Origin of the sequence: Caballeronia sp. LZ024 (assembly GCF_031451455.1) — a bacterium.
Taxonomy (GTDB): domain Bacteria; phylum Pseudomonadota; class Gammaproteobacteria; order Burkholderiales; family Burkholderiaceae; genus Caballeronia; species Caballeronia telluris.
Map to the genome: position 1 here is coordinate 861,198 of NZ_JARUXL010000004.1, position 19,932 is coordinate 881,129.

General features: G+C 66.9%; 13 protein-coding genes and 1 riboswitch. Of the genes, 8 read left to right on the forward strand and 5 right to left on the reverse strand.

What is annotated here, in order from left to right:
- Positions 1-146 precede the first annotated feature (146 nt).
- From bcsP to QCE48_RS26190, 6 genes are read left to right on the forward strand one after another with little or no spacing between them, the layout of a single operon-like run.
- Entirely contained in the window at positions 147-968 is an 822-nt protein-coding gene (bcsP, locus tag QCE48_RS26165) for a cellulose biosynthesis protein BcsP (protein WP_309783314.1), read from the forward strand.
- Positions 965-1,753, forward strand: a complete 789-nt coding sequence (gene bcsQ, locus QCE48_RS26170; RefSeq protein ID WP_309783315.1) for a cellulose biosynthesis protein BcsQ — start codon at positions 965-967, stop codon at positions 1,751-1,753. The genes bcsP and bcsQ overlap by 4 nt, the downstream gene beginning before the upstream one ends.
- On the forward strand, positions 1,750-3,957 hold the full coding sequence (bcsA, locus tag QCE48_RS26175) for a UDP-forming cellulose synthase catalytic subunit (RefSeq protein WP_309783316.1): 2,208 nt from the start codon (positions 1,750-1,752) through the stop codon (positions 3,955-3,957). The genes bcsQ and bcsA overlap by 4 nt, the downstream gene beginning before the upstream one ends.
- 2 nt (positions 3,958-3,959) lie before the next feature.
- Positions 3,960-6,437, forward strand: coding sequence for a cellulose biosynthesis cyclic di-GMP-binding regulatory protein BcsB (gene bcsB / locus QCE48_RS26180; RefSeq protein ID WP_309783317.1), 2,478 nt, complete (start codon positions 3,960-3,962; stop codon positions 6,435-6,437).
- 40 nt (positions 6,438-6,477) lie between these two features.
- Complete coding sequence (gene bcsZ, locus QCE48_RS26185; RefSeq protein ID WP_404982312.1) at positions 6,478-7,587, forward strand: cellulose synthase complex periplasmic endoglucanase BcsZ; 1,110 nt, start codon at positions 6,478-6,480, stop codon at positions 7,585-7,587.
- A complete protein-coding gene (locus QCE48_RS26190; RefSeq protein ID WP_309783319.1) occupies positions 7,581-12,137 on the forward strand; it encodes a cellulose synthase subunit BcsC-related outer membrane protein in 4,557 nt (1,518 codons plus the stop codon). The genes bcsZ and QCE48_RS26190 overlap by 7 nt, the downstream gene beginning before the upstream one ends.
- A gap of 63 nt (positions 12,138-12,200) precedes the next feature.
- On the opposite strand, the gene mntP is transcribed toward QCE48_RS26190, so the two are convergent.
- Positions 12,201-12,770 (reverse strand): manganese efflux pump MntP, encoded by a 570-nt coding sequence (gene mntP, locus QCE48_RS26195; protein WP_309783320.1) that lies wholly within the window; start codon positions 12,768-12,770, stop codon positions 12,201-12,203.
- A 15-nt stretch (positions 12,771-12,785) separates the two neighbouring features.
- A riboswitch (yybP-ykoY riboswitch) is annotated at positions 12,786-12,957 on the reverse strand.
- Positions 12,958-13,239: 282 nt separating this feature from the next.
- On the opposite strand from mntP, the gene QCE48_RS26200 reads away from it, so the two are divergent.
- Both QCE48_RS26200 and QCE48_RS26205 read left to right on the forward strand, forming a co-directional pair.
- Positions 13,240-15,453, forward strand: a complete 2,214-nt coding sequence (locus QCE48_RS26200) for a TonB-dependent siderophore receptor (protein WP_309783321.1) — start codon at positions 13,240-13,242, stop codon at positions 15,451-15,453.
- A 77-nt stretch (positions 15,454-15,530) separates the two neighbouring features.
- Positions 15,531-16,208, forward strand: coding sequence for a Fe2+-dependent dioxygenase (locus QCE48_RS26205; protein ID WP_309783322.1), 678 nt, complete (start codon positions 15,531-15,533; stop codon positions 16,206-16,208).
- Between the two features lie 4 nt (positions 16,209-16,212).
- Here QCE48_RS26205 and dhaK read toward each other — a convergent pair whose 3' ends face one another.
- From dhaK to QCE48_RS26225, 4 genes are read right to left on the reverse strand one after another with little or no spacing between them, the layout of a single operon-like run.
- Positions 16,213-17,202, reverse strand: coding sequence for a dihydroxyacetone kinase subunit DhaK (gene dhaK, locus QCE48_RS26210; RefSeq protein ID WP_309783323.1), 990 nt, complete (start codon positions 17,200-17,202; stop codon positions 16,213-16,215).
- Between the two features lie 14 nt (positions 17,203-17,216).
- The gene (gene dhaL, locus QCE48_RS26215) at positions 17,217-17,846 is read right to left on the reverse strand and encodes a dihydroxyacetone kinase subunit DhaL (protein ID WP_309783324.1); all 630 of its coding nucleotides are present in this window, start codon (positions 17,844-17,846) and stop codon (positions 17,217-17,219) included.
- Positions 17,843-18,862, reverse strand: a complete 1,020-nt coding sequence (locus tag QCE48_RS26220; protein ID WP_309783325.1) for an ABC transporter ATP-binding protein — start codon at positions 18,860-18,862, stop codon at positions 17,843-17,845. The genes dhaL and QCE48_RS26220 overlap by 4 nt, the downstream gene beginning before the upstream one ends.
- Positions 18,855-19,931: an ABC transporter ATP-binding protein gene (locus tag QCE48_RS26225; protein ID WP_309783326.1), complete on the reverse strand. Its 1,077-nt coding sequence runs from the start codon at positions 19,929-19,931 to the stop codon at positions 18,855-18,857. Before QCE48_RS26225 ends, QCE48_RS26220 begins: the two co-directional genes overlap by 8 nt.
- Position 19,932: the final 1 nt, after the last annotated feature.

Here is a 19,932-nt window from a genome sequence, read left to right on the forward strand (position 1 = left end):
TCGTCACTGGCAGAAAAAGCGAAGCGTGGACACGGCATCGAAATTCGATGCACTCGCTTTGAATCATTACCGCAGCGGTTCGGCGAAATCCGCGCGGCATTACTAAATTGCAAAGCGAATCAGGGCATTCCGAGGACGGCGGCATCATGAACACTTCGCGGGACATCGAAAAGTTATTCGAGCATTTCGGCGGCAACGCCGGTGATTATCAGGAAATTGGCAAGGAGAACGAAGCACGCTCGGCACGCACGCGCTGGCCGCTCCTTGCGACGCTCGATTTCGCGCAGCCGCCGATTCCCGAGGTCGCACAGCGTCGCGACGTCCAGTTGCCGACTGCGCGCGGCGCACGCGGCGAGGCGGCGGCCGACGCTTCGCCCACGCCGACGCCGATCAACCGCGGCAAGCCGCCGCTCTTCGCGCGAGCGCACCGGCGCACGATTCCGCCGGTCGGCAACGTGACGCTGCCGGCGGTCGCGCCGGGCGCTTCGCGCTTCGCGGATGCGGGTGAAGCGGCGCCATCGGCCGACGCAGCCCCGCTGACGGCGATGCCGCCCGCTGCGGCTCCGGTCCAGACGCCGTTGCGCGCCGCCATTCCGGTCGTGCCCGCTGCGCCTGTTGCACCGGCTGCACCCGCCGCGGCAAATCCGTTTGCATCGCGCCCGGTTCAGACGCCGCTGCGCGCCACCCTGAGCCCCACCCACGCGACGCCGCCCGCAGCACCGCCCGCCCGTCCGGCGGTTCTGCAACCGCAAGCGCCCGCCCCGGCGCCGCACTCGATTCTCGGCAAGCTTTTCGCCTCGCCCGCGCAGGATGCCGCGCCGCAGCCGCAAACCCCGGCGGCCACCGAGAAATCGCTCGTCTCGGTCTTCGATCGCCTGCGCGGTTCGCTTACCAACCCGGACGACGCCCGCCACGACAATCCCGCCGCGAGCCGCGCGTGGGCCACCAGCCGGACGTCGCGCTCATGAAAGTCATCACCGTGGTATCGGCCAAGGGCGGCGTCGGCAAGACGACGCTCGCCGCGAATCTCGCGTCCGTGCTCGCCGCGCGCGGACGGCGCGTGATCGTGCTCGACCTCGATCCGCAAAACGCGCTGCGCCTGCATTTCGGCATTCCGCTCGACAGCATCGACGGCATCTCGCGCGCGACGCTCGCCGGCGATGCCTGGCAAAGCGTGATGTTCGACGGCGTCGACGGCGTCACCGTCTTGCCCTACGGCGCGGTGCTCGAAGACGACCGCCGTCGCTTCGAGGCCCACGTCGATCGCGAGCCGGCGTGGCTCGCGCATTCGCTCGACACCCTCGGGCTCGATCCGTCGGACATCGTGATCGTCGATACGCCGCCGGGTTCGTCGGTCTACACGCGCGCCGCGCTGACGGCCGCGAATTTCGCGCTGAACGTCGTGCTCGCGGACGCCGCGTCCTACGCCGCGATCCCGCAGATGGAACGCATGATCGAGAACTACGCGTCACCGCGCAGCGATTTTGGCGGTCAGGGCTACGTCGTGAATCAGGTCGACCAGTCGCGCCAGTTGAGCAAGGACGTGCTGAAGGTGCTGCGCAACATGCTCGGCACAAAGCTGTTCCCAGGCGTGATTCATCAGGACGAAGGCGTGAGCGAATCGCTCGCGTGCGACACCACGCTCATCCATTACGACCCGCTCTCGCAGGCCGCCGCCGATCTGCGCGCGTGCGGCGACTGGCTGCTGTCGGCGATCGACACGATGCAGGTCTCGCCGAGGAACGTCGCATGAGCACGCCCAATGCCACGCCCGAGGCGGCCGAGAAGCCCTCGCGCCTCGAACGGTTCGTCGATGCGCGCATCTGGGCGAGCCGCCCGGTGACGATTCTCGTGACGCTGTTCGCGGTCGTCGCGCTGTACTTCGTGGTGACGGTGCCGCTCGCGTTCGGCCAGCAACTCGCGTTCGCCACGCTTTGTTTCCTGTTCGCGCTCGGTTTTCGCCGTCTGCAGGGCCAGTACGCGACGCTCGTGATGATCATGCTGTCGGTGGTCGCCTCGAGCCGCTACATGTTCTGGCGACTGACGGAAACGACGTACTGGGAGCGTCCGCTCGACGCTGCCTGGGGCTTGTTGCTCGTCTCGGCGGAAGTCTATTCGACGATCGTGCTGCTGCTCGGCTATTTCCAGACCGCGTGGCCGCTCAAGCGCAAGCCGATGCCGCTGCCCGCGTCGCGCGCCGAGTGGCCGACCGTCGACATCTTCATTCCGACCTACAACGAACCGCTGTCGGTCGTGAAGCCGACGATCTACGCCGCGCTCGCGCTCGACTATCCGACCGACAAGATCGCGATCCACGTACTCGACGACGGCCGTCGCCCGGAATTCAAGGCGTTTTGCGAGGAAATCGGCGTCAACTGGACGATCCGCACGCACAACCGCCACGCGAAGGCGGGCAACATCAACGAGGCGCTGAAGATCACGAAGGGCGAATATCTCGCCATTTTCGACTGCGATCACATCCCGACGCGCTCGTTCCTGCAAATCGGCCTCGGCTGGTTCCTGCGCGACAAGCTGCTCGCGATGCTCCAGACGCCGCACCATTTCTTCTCGCCCGACCCGTTCGAGCGCAATCTCGGCACGTTCCGCAAGGTGCCGAACGAAGGCGAACTGTTCTACGGGCTCGTGCAGGACGGCAACGATCTCTGGAACGCGACCTTCTTCTGCGGCTCGTGCGCGATCCTGCGCCGCACGATGGTGGAAGAAATCGGCGGCATCGCGGTGGAAACCGTGACCGAAGACGCGCATACGGCGCTCAAACTGCACCGCCTCGGCTACACGACCGCGTATCTCGCGATTCCGCAGGCGGCCGGACTCGCGACGGAAAGTCTCTCGGGACACATCGGCCAGCGCATCCGCTGGGCGCGCGGCATGACGCAGATTTTCCGCATCGACAATCCGCTGACCGGACGCGGCCTGAAGATCGGCCAGCGCCTGTGTTACCTGAACGCGATGATGCACTTCTTCTACGGCATCCCGCGACTCGTCTTCCTGACCGCGCCGCTGTCGTTCCTGTTCTTCGGCGCGCACGTGATCGAGGCGGCGGCGAGCACCATCGCGATCTTCGCGCTGCCGCACATGATGCACGCGAGCATCACGAATTCGCGGATGCAGCGCTCGTTCCGCCATTCGTTCTGGGCGGAAGTGTATGAATCGGTGCTGGCGTCGTACATCACGGCGCCGACGCTGCTCGCCGTCATCAACCCGAAGCTCGGCAAGTTCAACGTGACGGCGAAAGGCGGCCAGATCGCGAAAGACTATTTCGACTGGTCGATCTCGCGTCCTTACCTGTTCCTGCTGCTCTTGAACCTGATCGGCTTCGTCGCGGGCATCGCGCACATCTGGCTGTACTGGGACGTGCGAAGCGAAGTGCAGACGACCATCCTGAATCTGTGCTGGACCGTCTACAACATGCTGATCCTCGGCGCGAGCGTCGCGGCGGCGAGCGAGCGCCGCCAGGTCCGCACGACGCATCGCGTGCACATGCAGATGCCCGTGATGCTCAAGTTTTCGACCGGCCGCACGCTCGCGTGCGAAACGATCGACTACTCGGAAGGCGGCGTCGGCGTGAAGCTGCCGAGCGAGATCGAAGTGCCGATGCACGAACGCGTGACCGTCTCGCTCTTTCGCGGCGACGAGGAATACGCGTTTCCCGCGACGGTCGGTTTCACGGCGCCGGGGCGCGTCGGCCTGCGGTTTTCCACGCTCACGCGCGAACAGGAGTTCGAGTTCGTCAAGACGACCTTCGCGCGCGCGGATGCCTGGACCCAGTGGGGCGAGGGACGTCTCGCCGATACGCCCCTGCGCGGGTTGTCGCATGTGCTGCTGGTCGGCACGCGCGGCATCGCAGGATTGTTCGAACATCTGCACAGTGACCTTCGGACGTGGCTCAGCGCCAAGCGCCCCATCGATACCAAGAAGCTGAAAACGAAAGACTGAAAATGGGCAAGAGCATCTCGAAGTTGCGCGTGGATCACGAACCCGGCGAGCGCACGCCACGTTTCTGCGAAAGACCCCTCGGGCGCGTGCTGGCAATCTGGATGGCGTTGCAGACCGCGTTCGCGGCGCCGCTCGCGAGCGCGGCCACGGCGGCGAGCGCACCGAATGCGACCGACGCGACAGGCGTCGGCTCGGTGCCCGCGCCGAGTCCGGCCGTCGTGCTGAATCCGGCGACGGTCGCGCAGCCCGCGCTGGCGATGCCGGTGCCGGCGTTCTCGGGCAACCAGGGCAAGCCGCTCACCGTGCGCGTGCCGACCACCGCCGATCCGGGCACGCTCGTGCCGGGCGGGCGCCGTCAGACGCTCACGTTCGCCGATCTCGGCGCGCTCGATCCGCTGCAACTGCGCGGCACAGACGGCCAGAACGGCGTGCCGTTCTCCGTGCGCGGCGACGAAGTCGTGACGGCGGCGGTGCTGCATCTGATCTACAGCTATTCGCCGTCGCTGTTGCCGAACATCTCGCAGCTGAAGGTGCTGATCAACGGCGAAGTCGCGGCCACGCTGCCGGTGCCGCGCGATCAGGCGGGCACGCTCGTCGCGCGCGACGTCGCGATCGATCCGCGCTTCATCACCGAGTTCAACCACCTGAACGTGCAGTTGATCGGGCATTACACGCAGCAGTGCGAGGACCCGTCGAATTCGACGCTCTGGGCGACCGTCAGCAACGCCAGTTCGCTCGACCTGACCTATGCGTTTCTCGCGAGCAAGCCCGATCTCGCCGCGCTGCCCGCGCCGTTCTTCGACCGCCGCGACGTGCGCCGGCTCGAACTGCCGTTCGTGTTCGCGCAGAAGCCGACGAGCCAGACGCTCGAAGCGGCGGGCTCGGTGGCATCGTGGTTCGGTTCGCTCGCGGGTTATCGCGGCGCCGTGTTCCCCGCGCAGATCGACAACGCGCCGCTCTCCGGCAACGCCGTGATCTTCGCGACGTCCGATTCGCATCCGACGGGCGTCGAGATTCCGGCGGTCTCCGGGCCGACGATCGCCGTCGTGGACCGCCCGGCGCCCGCGCGCGGCCGGTTCCTGCTCGTGCTCGGCCGCAACGACACCGAGTTGAAGACCGCCGCGCGCGCGCTCGGCATGGGCCAGAACGCGCTGTCCGGCGCGAGCGCGACGATCACGCAATTGACCGACCTCCAGCCGCGCCGTCCATATGACGCGCCGAACTGGCTCGCGACCGACCGTCCGGTGCGTTTCGGCGAACTGGCGGAAGCCCGCGACCTGACCGCGACCGGCTACGACGCCGACGCCGTGCGCGTGAACCTGCGCGTGCCGCCCGACCTCTTCATGTGGCAGACCAAGGGCGTGCCGATCGACCTCGGTTATCGCTATACGGTGCGGCCCGCGCCGGACCGTTCGTCGCTCAACATCAGCGTGAACAACGGCTTCGTGCAGTCGCTGCGGATTCCGGCCGTGTCGGCGTCGACGTTCGATCTCGGCCAGTACTTCAGCCGCGTGATGCCGGACAAGACCGTCGCCGCGCGCCGCGAGATTTACGTGCCGCCGCTCCTGCTGACGCCGCGCGCGCAGTTGCGCCTGCACTTCTACTACGACATCCCGAAAACCGGCGAATGCACGGGGCGCGTGCTGGACAACGTCGTCGGCGCGATCGATCCGAATTCGACCATCGATCTCTCCGGTTTCCCGCACTACATGGCGCTGCCCGATCTGGCCGCGTTCGCGAATGGCGGCTTCCCGTTCACGCGTCTCGCGGATTTGTCGCAGACCGCCGTGATCCTGCCGAACGACGCCGGTTCCGCCGACTACAGCCTGTTCCTGCTCGAAATGGGCCGCATGGGCGCATCGACCGGTTATCCGGCGACGAACGTCGCGGTCGCGTCCGCCGATCAGGTCGACCAGTTCGCCGACAAGGATCTGCTGATCCTCGGCTCGCCGGGACGTCAGCCGCTTCTGCAACGCTGGTCGAAGTCGATGCCGTTCTCCGGCGACGGCGACGCGCGCACGTTCGAGCTGACCGATGTCGCGTACAAGGTCGTCGACTGGTGGCACGGACCGCACGGCGTCGAGCGCTCGCCCGCGCGCGCGGACCTCTCGCTCGTGAGTTCGAGCGGCGACGCGCTGATCACCGGCTTCGAATCGCCGCTGAAGAAAGGCCGGAGCGCGGTTGCGCTCATCAGCGCGGCGGGCCAGTCGGACGCCGATTTGAGCGCCGCGCTCCTCGACAACGACCTGCTGCCGGAAATCCAGGGCGCGATGGCGGTGATTCACGGCCGCTCGGTCACGGTGACGTCGAACGGCGAGGCGTACTACGTCGGCCATCTGTCGCCGATGCATTACATGCGCTGGGCGCTGTCGTCGCACCCGCTGTTGCTGGTGTTCTCCGGCCTGATCGCCGCGCTGATCATCGCCGCGCTGTTCTACCGTGCGTTGCGTGCGATCGCCGCGCGCCGCCTGAGGGACTGACATGCGGCATGCCCTCCGTCAGACGACCGTGGCGGCCGCGATGCTGCTCGCGGTCAGCGCGGCGAACGCCGCCGCGTGCAGCGCCGACTGGCCGGCGTACCGGACGTTCGTAGAACGCTTCGTTTCGTCCGACGGCCGCGTGATCGACTATTCGACGCCCGCGCAGCAGACCACGTCCGAAGGCCAGTCCTACGGGATGTTCTTCGCGCTCGTCGCCAATGACCGCGCGACCTTCGACCGCCTCGTCGACTGGACGCGCGCGAATCTCGCGGCGAATCGCTTCGATGCGCAGAACGTGCAGCTTCCGGCGTGGCAGTGGGGGAAGAAGCCCGACGGCTCGTTCGGCGTGCTCGATCCGAATTCGGCGTCGGACTCGGACCTCTGGATCGCCTACGATCTCCTGCAAGCCGGGCGGCTCTGGAAAGAGCCGGCCTACACGAAGCTCGGGCAGGCGCTCGCCGCGCAGATCGTGAAGCACGAAGTCGTCGATCTGGCCGGTCTCGGGCCGATGCTCTTGCCCGGTCCGCAAGGCTTTCGTACTGGCGACGTGACGCGCCTGAACCCGAGCTATCTGCCGCTTCCGGTGCTGCGCGCGCTCGCGCACGACGCGCCCGGCGGCCCGTGGACGCGCATCGCCGAGAACGCCTACAAGCTGGTGAAGACGACCGCGCCGCACGGCTACGCGCCCGACTGGGCGGCGTACAAGGACGGCCAGTTCGTCGTCGATCCGAAAAACGGCGATACCGGCAGCTACGACGCGATCCGCGTCTATCTGTGGGCGGGGCTCGCCGCGCCCGCCGATCCGCTCGCGAAGCCGTGGCTCGCCGCGCTGGGCGGCATGCGCCAGAGCATCGCGCAGACGGGCGTGCCGCCCGAGCGCGTCGCGGTCGCGACCGGCACGGCGAGCGGCGAAGGCCCGCTGTCGTATTGGGCCGCGCTCGCGCCGTACTTCAAGGCATTGAACGACGAACGCGGGCTCGGCCTTGCCCGCACCCATCTCGCCGCGTTCGACGCGCCCTCGCCGGGTGCCGGACGCGATCCTGTCTATTACGATCGTGTGCTGGGCTTGTTCGGCACGGGATTCATCGACGGCCGCTATCGTTTCGACGAAGCCGGCCGTCTCGTGCCAAGCTGGAGAAGCGCATGCTGATTCGCGCAAAAAGAAGCGCGCTCGCGCTCGGCATCGCGGCGGCATTCGCCGCCAGCGCGCCCGCCGTCGTGTTCGCGCAGGCCGCGGCCGATCCGCTCAACGTCCTGATCGACCAGGGCAAATACTGGCAAGCGCACAAGCGCGGCGACCTCGCCGAGCAGGCGTGGCAGAAAGTGCTGCGCATCGATCCGAAGCAGCCCGACGCCCTCTTCGGCATGGGCATGGTGCTCGCCGACCGCAAGGATGGCAGCGGCGCGCAGCAATATCTCGCGCGCCTGCGGGAAGCGGCGCCCAATTATCCGAACATCGACGAACTCGGCCGCCGGCTCGGCGAAACCAGTTCCCGCGACCAGACCGTGAACGACGCGCGCCGCCTCGCGCAGAGCGGCCAGAGCGCGTCGGCGGTGGAAGAGTACAAGCGCGCGATCGAAGGCAAGCCGTCGACGCCCGCGCTTCAGCTCGAGTACTACCAGGCGCTCGCGGCGACGCCGCAGGGCTGGGACGAGGCGCGTCGCGGGCTCGAACAGCTCGCGCGCCAGAATCCCGACGATCCGCGCTACACGCTCGCCTACGCGCAGCATCTGACGTACCGCGATTCGACCCGTCGCGACGGCATCGCGCGGCTCGCGCAATTGTCGAGCGACAGCACGGTCGGCGCGCAGGCGAAGAAAAGCTGGCGGCAGGCGTTGTTGTGGCTCGGCGCGCGGGCGTCGGATGCGCCGCTCTTCCAGGCGTATTTGCAGACCTCGCCCGACGACGCGGCCGTCAAAGCCCGCTTCGATTCGACGGTGCAGCAGGACAAGGCCGCCCGCGAGCGCGCGCAGGCCGACGCGGTCGTCGATGCGCGCGGACGCACTGTCGCCGAGGGCTTCACCGCGCTCGACCGCGGCGATCTCGTCACGGCGCGCGCGAAGTTTTCGTCGGTGCTGGCGTCGAATCCGAACGACGCCGATGCGCTCGGCGGCATGGGCGTCGCCTCGCTCAAGCAGGAAAAATTCGCGGAAGCGCGCACGTATCTCGAACGCGCGTCGCGGGCGGGCAACCCCGCGCGCTGGAAAGACGCGCTCACGAGCGCGACCTACTGGACCTACACGAGCGAAGCGATCGGCGCGCGCAGCAACGGCGACAACGCGAAGGCGAAGGCGCTGTTCGAACGCGCGATCGCGGTGAATCCGTCGGAGGTGACGGCGCAGACGCTGCTCGGCGAAACGCTGCTCGCCACGGGCGACGCGCGCGGCGCGGAAGCGGCGTACCGCATGGCATTGCGCCGTCAGGCCGACAATCCCGACGCGATCCGCGGACTCGTCGGCGCGCTCGCGGCGCAGGGTCGCGGCGACGAGGCGCTCGAATTCGCGAACCGGCTGAACGCCGAACAGCAGTCGAAGGCGGGCGGCATCAACAAGCTGCGCGGCGAAGCGCAAGCGGCGCAGGCGCGCGCGGCGGAAGCGCGCGGCGATCTCGGTCAGGCGCGCAGTCTGTTCGAAGACGCGCTCCTCAACAATCCCGACGATCCGTGGCTGCGCCTCGACCTCGCGCGCATCTACGTGCGCCAGGGCGCCGTCGCGAACGCGCGCAGCATGATGGACGGCCTGCTCGCGACGCATCCCGACATGACCGACGCGCTTTACGCGAGCGCGCTGTTGTCGGCGGAAACGCAGGACTGGTCGGCCGGACTCGCGCAACTCGACCGCATCGCGCCCGCGCAGCGCACCGCCGCGATGACGTCGCTTCAGCACCGGCTGTGGGTTCGGCAACAGGCCGACCTCGCGACGCGCCTCGCGCGCAACGGCCAGCGTCAGCAGGCGTTCGCGACGTTGCAGGCGGCCGAACCGGTCGCGTATGGATCGCCGGAACTGATCGGCGCGCTGGCTTCCGCCTATGTGACGGCGGGCGATCCGTCGCGCGCGCTCGCCCTCGTGCGCAGCGCGATGAGCGCCGCGCCGAACGATCCCGGTCTGCTGCTGCAATACGCGGGAATCTTGTCGGCGGCGCAGCAGGAGGCCGAACTCGGCTCCGTGATGCGCCGGCTCGTGGCGATGCCGCTCACGCCGCAGCAACGCACCGATTTCAACAATCTCAATCTCGGCATCGTCATCAAGCAGTGCGATGCCGTGCGGCTGCGCGGCGACCTCGCCGCCGCCTACGACGTGATCGCGCCGTGGCTCGCCGCGATGCCCGACAACGCCGATCTGCAGGCGGCGCTCGCGCGCCTCTACACCTCCGCCGGCGACGACGCGAGCGCGCTCAGGAGCTACCGCGCGGCGCTCGCTCGCCGTCCGGACGACCTCGGGCTGCAACTGGCGGCGATGTCGTCGGCGACGGCCACGAAGGATTATCGCTACGCGCAAACGCTCGCGAATCAGGCGCTCCAGGCCGCACCCGGCGATCCGGCGACGCTCGCCGCCGTCGGCCGGATGTATCGCGCCGAAGGCAAGCTCGATCTCGCGGCGCGGTATCTGCAACGCTCGCTCGTCGCGGCCAACACGCCGCTCGCGCCGACTGCGCGTGGCGCCGCCGGGGCGCCGTCGAACGTGCCGCGCGGCTGGGAAACCGCGATGCAGCGCGTCGGCGCGGCGCCCTTGCCCGGCACCAATCCGTTCGAAGGCAAGACGGCCGTCGATACGACGACGGCCGCGCCTTATTCCTCGGCCCCTTTCCAGCCGACTACTTCTCCGACTCAAGCCGTGCCGAACTATCTGCCGCCTTCCCAGCCCGCGCCTTATGTGGCGCCTTATGCGAATCCCGGCGCGCCGTCCGGTGCGACGCGTCCGGTCGCCGCGAGCGGCGGCTACGGTCCCGATACTGACGGCTCCGGACAATCGGGCGGGCCGGCTGCCGCCCCGCTGCAACCCTATCCGGGACAGGACGGGCAGGCGGTCTATGGCGCGCCGCAGTATCAGCAGGCGCCCGCGCAGGCGTATCAGCAGCAACCGGCGTATCCCGCGCAAAACGGTTACGTGAGCACGCCCTGGCCGATGTCGCCGGCAGCCCGCGACGCGCAGCCTTATGCCGCCGACGTCCCGTTGCCCGCCGCAGGCTCGAAGCGCTCGACGAGCAAAAGGCCGACGCCGGCGCGCGCGCCTCAATATGCGGCCGTGCCGACGTATCCGCAGGCGCCATATCCGCAGCAACCTTATCCGCAGCAACCTTATCCGCAGCAGCAGGCTTACGCCGCGCAGCCCTATGTGCCGCAGGCGCCGTATCCGCAACAGCCGCAGCCTTACCAGCCCTACGCGCAGCAGCAGTACATCCCGCAACCGCCGGCGGGCTACGCCCAGCCGTACAATCCGGCCCAGCCTCAAGCCCGTCAATCCGCAGGCGCGGCGGCGGCCAACGCGCAGATGCAGGGCGTCGCGGAAGAACTCGCGCAGATCGAGCGCGAGCAGGCGAGCACCGTGTCAGGCGGCATCGTGTTTCGCAATCGCAACGGCGAAGACGGACTGTCGAACCTGACCGACATCGAAGCGCCCATCGAAGGCCGCATCAAGGCGGGTAACGGCCACGTCGTCGTGCGCGTGACGCCCGTCACGCTCGACGCCGGCAACGCCGAAACCACTTCGCAGACGCTCGCGCGCTTCGGCTCCGGCCTCGGGCCCGTGACGGGCCTGGCGTCGGCCAACGCGCTCACCAACCCCTACGGCTCGCAGACAGCGACGGGCGTCGGCGTGTCGGTCGGCTACGAGAACCGCAACCTCAAGGGCGACGTCGGCTCGACGCCGCTCGGCTTCCGCGAGACGACCGTGGTCGGCGGCGTGCAGTACCAGAACGCAATCACCGACAAGGTGTCGTACTCGGTCGCGGTCGCGCGACGCGCGGTCACGGACAGCCTGCTCTCCTACGCCGGCGCGCGCGACAGCTTCGCGGGCCTCGAATGGGGCGGCGTGACGTCGAACGGCGTGCGCGGCGACCTCGGCTGGGACGACGGCACGAGCGGCGTCTACCTGAACGCGGCTTTCCAGTATCTCGACGGCAAGAACGTCGCGAGCAACAACGCGGTCAAGGGCGGCGGCGGCATCTATACGCGCCTCATCAAGGACGCGGACCAGACGCTGACCGTCGGCGCGAACACCACGCTGATGCATTACGACAAGAACCTGTCCTACTTCACCTACGGTCAGGGCGGCTATTTCAGCCCGCAGCAGTACGTGATCCTGAACTTTCCGGTCGAATATATGGGTCGCACCGGACTGTTCTCGTATGATCTGAAAGGATCGATCGGCGTGCAGCATTATCGGCAGGACAAGTCGGATTATTTCCCGACCAACGCCCGCTATCAGGCGGCCTACGCGAGCCTCGGATTCGCGCCCGATGCCGGCGCCGTCTATCCGGAGCAGAGCAAGACGGGCGTGTCCTACTCGCTCAACGCGACGGGCGAGTACCAGCTCGCGCCGCAGCTCGCGTTCGGCGCGACGGCGGCCTTCGGCAACGCGTATCAGTATCGCGAGTGGCTCGCGGCCGTGTATGTCCGCTACAGCTTCTCGAAGCAGTCGGGCATTGCGTCCTTCCCGCCGAATCCGCTCGTTTCGCCGTTCCTCTCGTTGTCCAACTGAGCGCGACCGCCGGGCGTTGCCCGGCGGTCGACGCCTGCACGCGCCGCCGCAAGGGCGGCGCGCTCACCCCATGTATCCAAGGTGCTCGGCGAGAATCAACGAGCCGATCGCGATCAGTATCACGCCCCCGCCGATTTCCGCCCGCTGCCCCACGACCGCGCCCAGAAAGCGCCCGACCATCACGCCGAGCGTGACCATCACCATCGTCGCGAGGCCGATGGTGGCGGCCGTCGAAAGGATGTTCACGTCGATGAACGCGAGGCCGGCGCCGACCACCATCGCGTCGATGCTGGTGGCGAAGCCCGTCAGCGCGAGCAGCCAGAACGAATGCCGGCTCGGTTTTTCGGATTGCGGCTCGGGCGTGCCGAACCCTGAACGGATCATCCGCAAGCCGAGCAGCGCGAGCAGTCCGAACGCGATCCAGTGATCCCATGAAGCGACATAGGGCGCGGCGGCCCGACCGAGCGCCCAGCCGATCAGCGGCGTGGCCGCCTCGATCAGGCCGAACACGAGACCCGTCCTGAGCGCCTCGCGCAGATGCGGCCGGTTGAGCGCCGCGCCTTTTCCGACGGCGGCAGCGAACGCATCCGTCGACATGGCGACGGCAAGCAGAAGCGTGGAGGCGATATTCATGTAGAAGGGTGCGCGCCGGGCGTGAACATGCGACATGCCCGCGCGCCCGGCTGGCCGCGCTGACATGTCGATGGTCTTGCCAACCTGAAAAGGCGCGACGGCTGCTCATGCCACGGTCGGTCCGACCAAGCGTGTTGACATGAGCGCTTCCGGAGACGGAAGCCGGCTACTCCCCAAAGACAGCCGAAAGCGTATCACAGAAAGGCATATGTAATAAATATGCTCATCCGATGGCTGCTTTCAGCAGGTTGATCCTTTTTTACATCATCTTGTTAATAATTATTACTCGTGTAATGATAACGATTCGCATTAACTATCGACAGCTTCCGTCAGCGAGTCCGGCGCGATGGCGGCTGCCTATCCATACCGGGCAGTTCGGCATCAGCCGCGGGCTGCGCCGTGACTGGACGGGCGGCGACTGACGTCGGTTGCGCCTGTCAGCAAAAAACTTTAAGTATCGGGGATTTACATGTTGAGGAAGACGCCGCTTGCCGCGGCCTTGATGACGATCGTCGCCGCGCCGCTTTACGCTCAGACCGCACCGCAAGCTGCACCGCAAACCGCGCAAACCCCGGCCGCCGCCGACACCGCCGCGCCCGCCGAAGGCGGCGCCCTGCCCGCCGTGCGCGTCATCGGCCAGGCCGACACGAGCGGCGACTTTCAGGCGGACACGTCGAGCGTCGGCGCCAAGGTGCCGACTGCGCTGCGCGACATTCCGCAGGCCGTGACCGTGGTGCCCAAGGCGCTGCTGCAATCGCAGGCGGTCACGTCGTTCAGCGATGCGCTGCGCAACGTCCCCGGCATCACGATCGGCGCGGCCGAAGGCGGGCAGATCGGCAACAACATCAACCTGCGCGGCTTCTCGGCGCGCACCGACATCTACCTCGACGGCTTTCGCGACCGCGGCCAGTACTATCGCGACACGTTCAACCTCGACTCGATCGACGTGCTGTACGGCCCGTCGTCGCTCTATTTCGGGCGCGGCTCCACGGGCGGCGTGATCAACCAGGTCAGCAAGCAGCCGAACCTCAAGCCCCGCGCCGACGTGTCGCTGATGGCCGGCACGCACGACCGCTATCGCGCGACCGTCGACGTGAACCAGCCGATCAACGATACGACCGCCGTGCGCGTCAACGCGTTCGGTCAGGACATCGGCACGACGCGCGACGTGATGAAGAGCAAGGACTACGGTATCGCGCCGGAGATCAAGTTCGGCATCGGCACGCCGACCGAAGTCACGCTGACCGCGCTGATCGAACACAACCGCGACCAGCCCGACTACGGCGTGCCGGCGCTCAACGGCCATCCGGCGCCCGTCGATCCCAAGACTTTCTACGGCTTCACCGACGACCGCACGATTCAGGACGTGCAAACCGTTTCGGCGCGCATCAAGCACCGCTTCAACGAGAACCTCACGCTGCGCAACCAGACGCAGTTCAGCCACTACGGCACCGAGGCGCGCGCGACCAATGCCGCCGCCGTGCTGACCGGTCCGCTCGGAACATCGACCGCGCTGACGAACGGCAATTACACGACGCTGCCGTTGTCGTCGCTGTACGTGAGACTGCAGGGCAAGGACCGCACGATCAACGATCATTCGGTCTACAACTCGACCGATCTCGAAGCGAAGTTCGACACCGGCTTTCTCAAGCACGACGTCGTGACCGGCGTGGACCTGAGTCACGAAACGTACAGCAACCAGAGTTTCACCTCGACCGCGGCGGGACTGCCGTCGAACACGCTCGCGATCGTGCCGCTCGTCGATCCGGTCTACACGACTCGGCCCGCGAGCACCCGGACTGTCGCGACCAATCTCGTGGAATCGAGCGCGAACAGCATCGGCCTCTATGTCAACGACACGGTTTCTATCGGCGAGCACTGGAAGGTCGTGGGCGGCGTGCGCTGGGACCGCTATGAAGCGTCGATCAACAATTCGATCAACCAGCCCCCGTATGCCACGCAGACGAACTTCTTCACGAGCGTGCGCGGCGGCATCATCTGGCAGCCGTCCGACTGGCAATCGTATTACGTGTCATATGGCACGTCGTTCAACCCGTCGCTCGAAGCGCTGACGCTCACCAGCGGCCAGCAGAATCTGCCGCCGGAGAACAACCGCTCTTACGAAGTCGGCTCGAAGTGGGACCTGCTCGGCGGCGGGCTGTCGGTCACGCAGTCGCTCTTCAACATCGAGAAGACCAACGCGCGCACGGCCGATTCGACGGGCGGCTACCATCTCGACGGCGATGTGCGCGTGCGCGGCTATCAGTTGGGCGTCGTGGGCCACATCACGAACAAGTGGCAGGTGTTCGGCGGCTACACGTACATGGACGGCGAAGTGCTGAAGGCGCTCGACGGCACGACCGGCCACACGCTCGCGAACACGCCGCGCAACATGCTGACGCTGTGGACCACCTATGCGTTCACGCCGCAGTGGGAAATCGGCGGCGGGCCGACGTACATGTCGTCGCGCTATGCGGCGAACACGAACTACGTATCGGTGCCGGGCTACACGCGTTGGGACGCGATGGCCGCGTATCACGCGAAGAAGTTCGACATCCAGTTCAACGTGCTCAACATGACCGACAAGAAGTACTACGACGCGCTCATCCCGTCCGATGGCGGACGCGCGGTGCCGGGTGTCGGACGCACGTTCATCGGAACGCTAAACTATCGCTTCCTGTGATCGCCTGAGACGACGATTCACCCACGCCGCCCGCTTCTGCTGGAAGCGGGCGGCCTTTACGCACGTAGAACCGGATCATGATTGTCTGCATCCCCAACGTACTCAGCCCCGAGAACGCCGCCGCGATGCGCGCCCGGCTCGAAGCCGCCGCCGACTCCTGGGTCGACGGGCGCGTGACCTCGGGCTATCAAAGCGCGCCCGTCAAGCAGAACCAGCAGATCGCGGAGAACTCGCCGATCGCGCGCGAGATGGGCGACGTCATCATCGGCGCGCTCGAACAGAATCCGCTGTTCATCAGCGCGGCGCTGCCGAATCGCGTCTATCCGCCGCTCTTCAACCGCTATGAAGGCGGCATGCATTTCGGCAGTCACGTCGATGGCGCGATTCGCATCGTGCCCGGACATGGCGCGCGCGTTCGCACCGACGTGTCGATCACGCTGTTCCTCTCGCGGCCGGAAGACTATGAAGGCGGCGAGCTCGTCATCGAGGACACCTACGGCGTGCAGGAAGTGAAGCTACCCGCCGGACACGCAGTCGTCTATCCGGCGACGAGTCTGCATCAGGTGCGCGCCGTGACGCGCGGCGCGCGCGTGTCGAGCTTCTTCTGGGTGCAGAGCCTCGTGCGCGACGACGCGCGTCGCACACTGCTCTTCGACATGGACTCGGCCATTCAGCGTCTTCCCGCCGATGATCAGGCACGCCGCACGCTCGTCGGCTGCTATCACAACCTGCTGCGCATGTGGAGCGACACGTAAGCGTCTACATTCCCCACCGCAGCCCTGGTGCATACACAGGGCTATCCCAGTGCGCGGTCATTTCGTCATCGAGCACGCATAGCGTGATCGACGCGCCCGCCATCTCCAGCGATGTCGTGAGCGGCCCGACCAGCACCCGCGCCACGTGCAGGTCGCGCTGCTGCAACCAAAGACGCGCCGAGTTGAACAGCAGATAAAGCTCGCCAAGCGGCGTCCCGCCGAGCCCATTCACGAGCACGAGCAACTGCGCGCCGGCTTGCGGTGCGAGATCGTCGACGATGGCGGTGAGCAACTCGCCCGCGATCGCATCGGCGGAGGCCATCGGCGCGCGTCGCCGCCCGGGCTCGCCATGAATGCCCACGCCCACCTCGATTTCATCGTCGCCGATCTTGAATGTGCGCGTGCCCGCCGCCGGCACCGTGCAACTCGTGAACGCGACGCCCATCGATGCCGTGCGCTTGTTGATGCGGTCCCCGAAGGTCTTGCACTGTTCGAGACTCGCACCGCTCTCCGCCATGCTGCCCACCAGCTTCTCGACGATCACCGTGCCCGCGACACCGCGACGCCCCGTCGTATAGCTCGAATTCTCGACGGCGACATCGTCGTTGATGAGCACCATCGCGTTCTCGACCTCGCACATCTCCGACGCCATTTCGAAGTTCATCACATCGCCGGAATAGTTCTTCACGATGAACAGCACGCCCGCGCCCATATCGACGGCCTTCGCGGCAGCCATCATCTGGTCGGGCGTCGGCGAGGTGAAGACCTGCCCCGGACACGCCGCGTCGAGCATCCCGTAGCCGACGAAGCCGCTATGCAGCGGCTCGTGTCCCGAGCCGCCGCCGGAGATCAGCGCGACCTTGCCGGGCTTCGGCTCACGCCGCCGCACGAACACGGGGTCTTCGTTGAGCACGACCAGATCCGCATGGGCGGCCGCGAAGCCGGCGAGGCTTTCCGTGAGAAAGTCGTCGACGTGATTGATGAACTTCTTCATGTCTCCACTCCTCTTCAACTGGATTGGGCAAGCCGCGCGCACACCGCCGCGATCATGAGCTGACTGGACCGCGCGCCGGGATCGATATGGCCGCGCGAACGTTCGCCGAGAAATGACGCGCGCCCCTTGGTCGCCAGCATGTCGCGCGTGGCGAGCATCGACGTTTCGGCGGTTTGCGGCAACGCGGCGAGCACGTCGCCAGCGGACGCGCCCACCGCAGCCAGTTCCTCGAAACGCCGGGCAACCGGGATCAGCACGTCCATCATCGTCTTGCTGCCCTCGCCCGTCTTGCCGCGCTGTCCGACCGCATCGACGCCGGCGGCGAAGATGCGCGCCAAGGCATCGACGTCGAGCGATTCGTTCGCGGATGCCTTTCCCATGCCGTTCAGCAACGAAAAGAACAAGGGACCCGACGAGCCGCCCACCGTCGAGAGGATCTTCATCGCGGCCAGGTCGAGCGCGGGCCCGAACGCGGCGGCCTCGATCTGCGCGCGCGCCGTGACGAGCGCTTCCATGCCGCGCAGCAGGTTGAAGATGTGATCGCCGTCGCCGATCTGCTGGTCGAGTTGCGCGATCTCGTCGGTGTTCGCCACGAGCGCTGCGTGCGCGGCCTCGATGCATGTCATGACCGTCTTGCCGTTCATGTCCGGATCCTCCTGCCGTCGGCGCGAAAATATAAAAGGCTCGGCGCGGGCAACGTGATGCCTACCGTCTGTCCCGGCCTGAAGTTGCGCTCCATCGAGGTCGTCGCGACGACCGGCGTGCCGTTGCGATCGAGAATCAGCAGATGCCGCAGCGGCGAATATTCGAGCACCTTCAATTCGAGCGCGTTCGGTTTGTCGGCTGCTTCGAGCACGATATCCTCCGGACGAATCGCGACGACGGACGCATCGGCCGGCAGCGAGGACGCATCGAAGAACGCGCGCGGCAGCAGGTTGATCGGCGGCGAGCCGAGACGCCGCGCGGCGGACAGGCATTCGGGATCGCCATAGACTTCGCGCGGCGTGCCGATCTGCACGAGACGCCCGTGTTCGAGAATGCCGATGCGGTCCGCGAGCGTCGTCGCTTCAACCTGATCGTGGGTCACATAGACGATGGTCGCGCCGATCTGCCGGTGCAGCCGCTTGAGTTCGATGCGCAGTTCCTCGCGCAGCTTGGCATCGAGCGACGAGAGCGGCTCGTCCATCAGGAACGCGCGCGGCTCGCGCACGAGCGCGCGCCCGATCGCGACGCGCTGCATCTCGCCGCCCGAGAGATGCGTCGCCATGTTGGCGAGCTTCGTCTCCATGTGCAGCATCCCGGCGACCTTCTGCACGCGCGCGCGCACTTCGCTCTCGCTCGTGCGACGGCGCGGCGAGCGCAGCGGAAACGCGAGGTTGTCGAAGACGCTCAGATGCGGATACAGCGAATACTGCTGGAAGATGAACGCGACATCGCGCTCGGACGGATGCACGCCGGTCGAAATCTCGCCGTCGATCAGCACGTCGCCCGCATCGGGGCCTTCGAGGCCCGCGATCAGACGCAGCGTAGTCGTCTTGCCCGCACCGCTCGGACCGAGGATCACGACGAATTCGCCGTCCTTCACGTCGAGCGAGAGATCGTCGACCGCGACGATCGCGCCGAAGCGCTTCGAGACGTTGCGCAACGCTATCTCAGCCATGACCGGCTCCCGGAAGCAATCGGCCGCTCGCCGCATCATAGAGCAGCGTGCGGTCGCGGCGCATCGACAACCCGACAGGCGACCCCGCCGCAAGCCTCGCGTCCTTGCTCGTGCGCGCGCGCACGACGCCCGCAGCGGTCTCGATGACGAGCACCTGATGCGAGCCGAGATATTCATCGGCGATCACCTTGCCGCGCAGCGGCCCCGCATCGTCGATTATCACATGCTCCGGCCGGATGCCGAGCAGCACGCGCTCGGCCGTGGCATCGCAACGCGGCACGGCAACCGCCGCGTCGTGCAGACGCACGGCTTCGTCGCCTGCCTGCACGGCGCCGTCCACCGGCAAAAAATTCATCGGCGGACTGCCAATGAAGTTGCCGACAAACACCGTCGCCGGATAGTGATAGATCTCGTGGGGCGGCCCTGCTTGCAACACCTCGCCCTGGTTCATCACGACGAGATCGTCGGCCATCGCCATCGCTTCGCTCTGGTCGTGCGTCACGTAGACGGTCGTCGCCGAGAGCGCGTTGTGCAGCTTGCGCAATTCGAGGCACATCAGTTCGCGGAAGTCGGCATCGAGCGTGCCAAGCGGCTCGTCCATCAGGAACGCCTTCGGCTGACGCACGATCGCGCGGCCAAGCGCGACGCGCTGCCGGTCGCCGCCCGACAGGCCGCCCGTCTTGCGATCCATCAACTGCTCGATGCGCAGCATGCGCGCGGCGGCATCCACGCGCGTCGCAATATCGCGGCGCGGCACATGCTCGTTCTTCAGCGGAAACGCGATGTTCTCGCGCACCGTCATGTGCGGATAGAGCGCGAACATCTGGAACACGAACGCGATGTCGCGTTGCCGCGCGCGCAACGCGGTGACGTCCTCGCCGTCGATCAGGATCTGGCCGGAGGTCGGCAACTCCAGCCCCGCGATCATGCGCAGTGTCGTCGTCTTGCCGCAACCCGACGGTCCGAGCAGCACGACGAAGCGCCCCGCGCCGACCGTCAGATCGGTGCCGCGCACGGCGGTGAAATCGCCGAAGCGCTTGTGCAGGTTGACGAGAACGATCTGCGACATG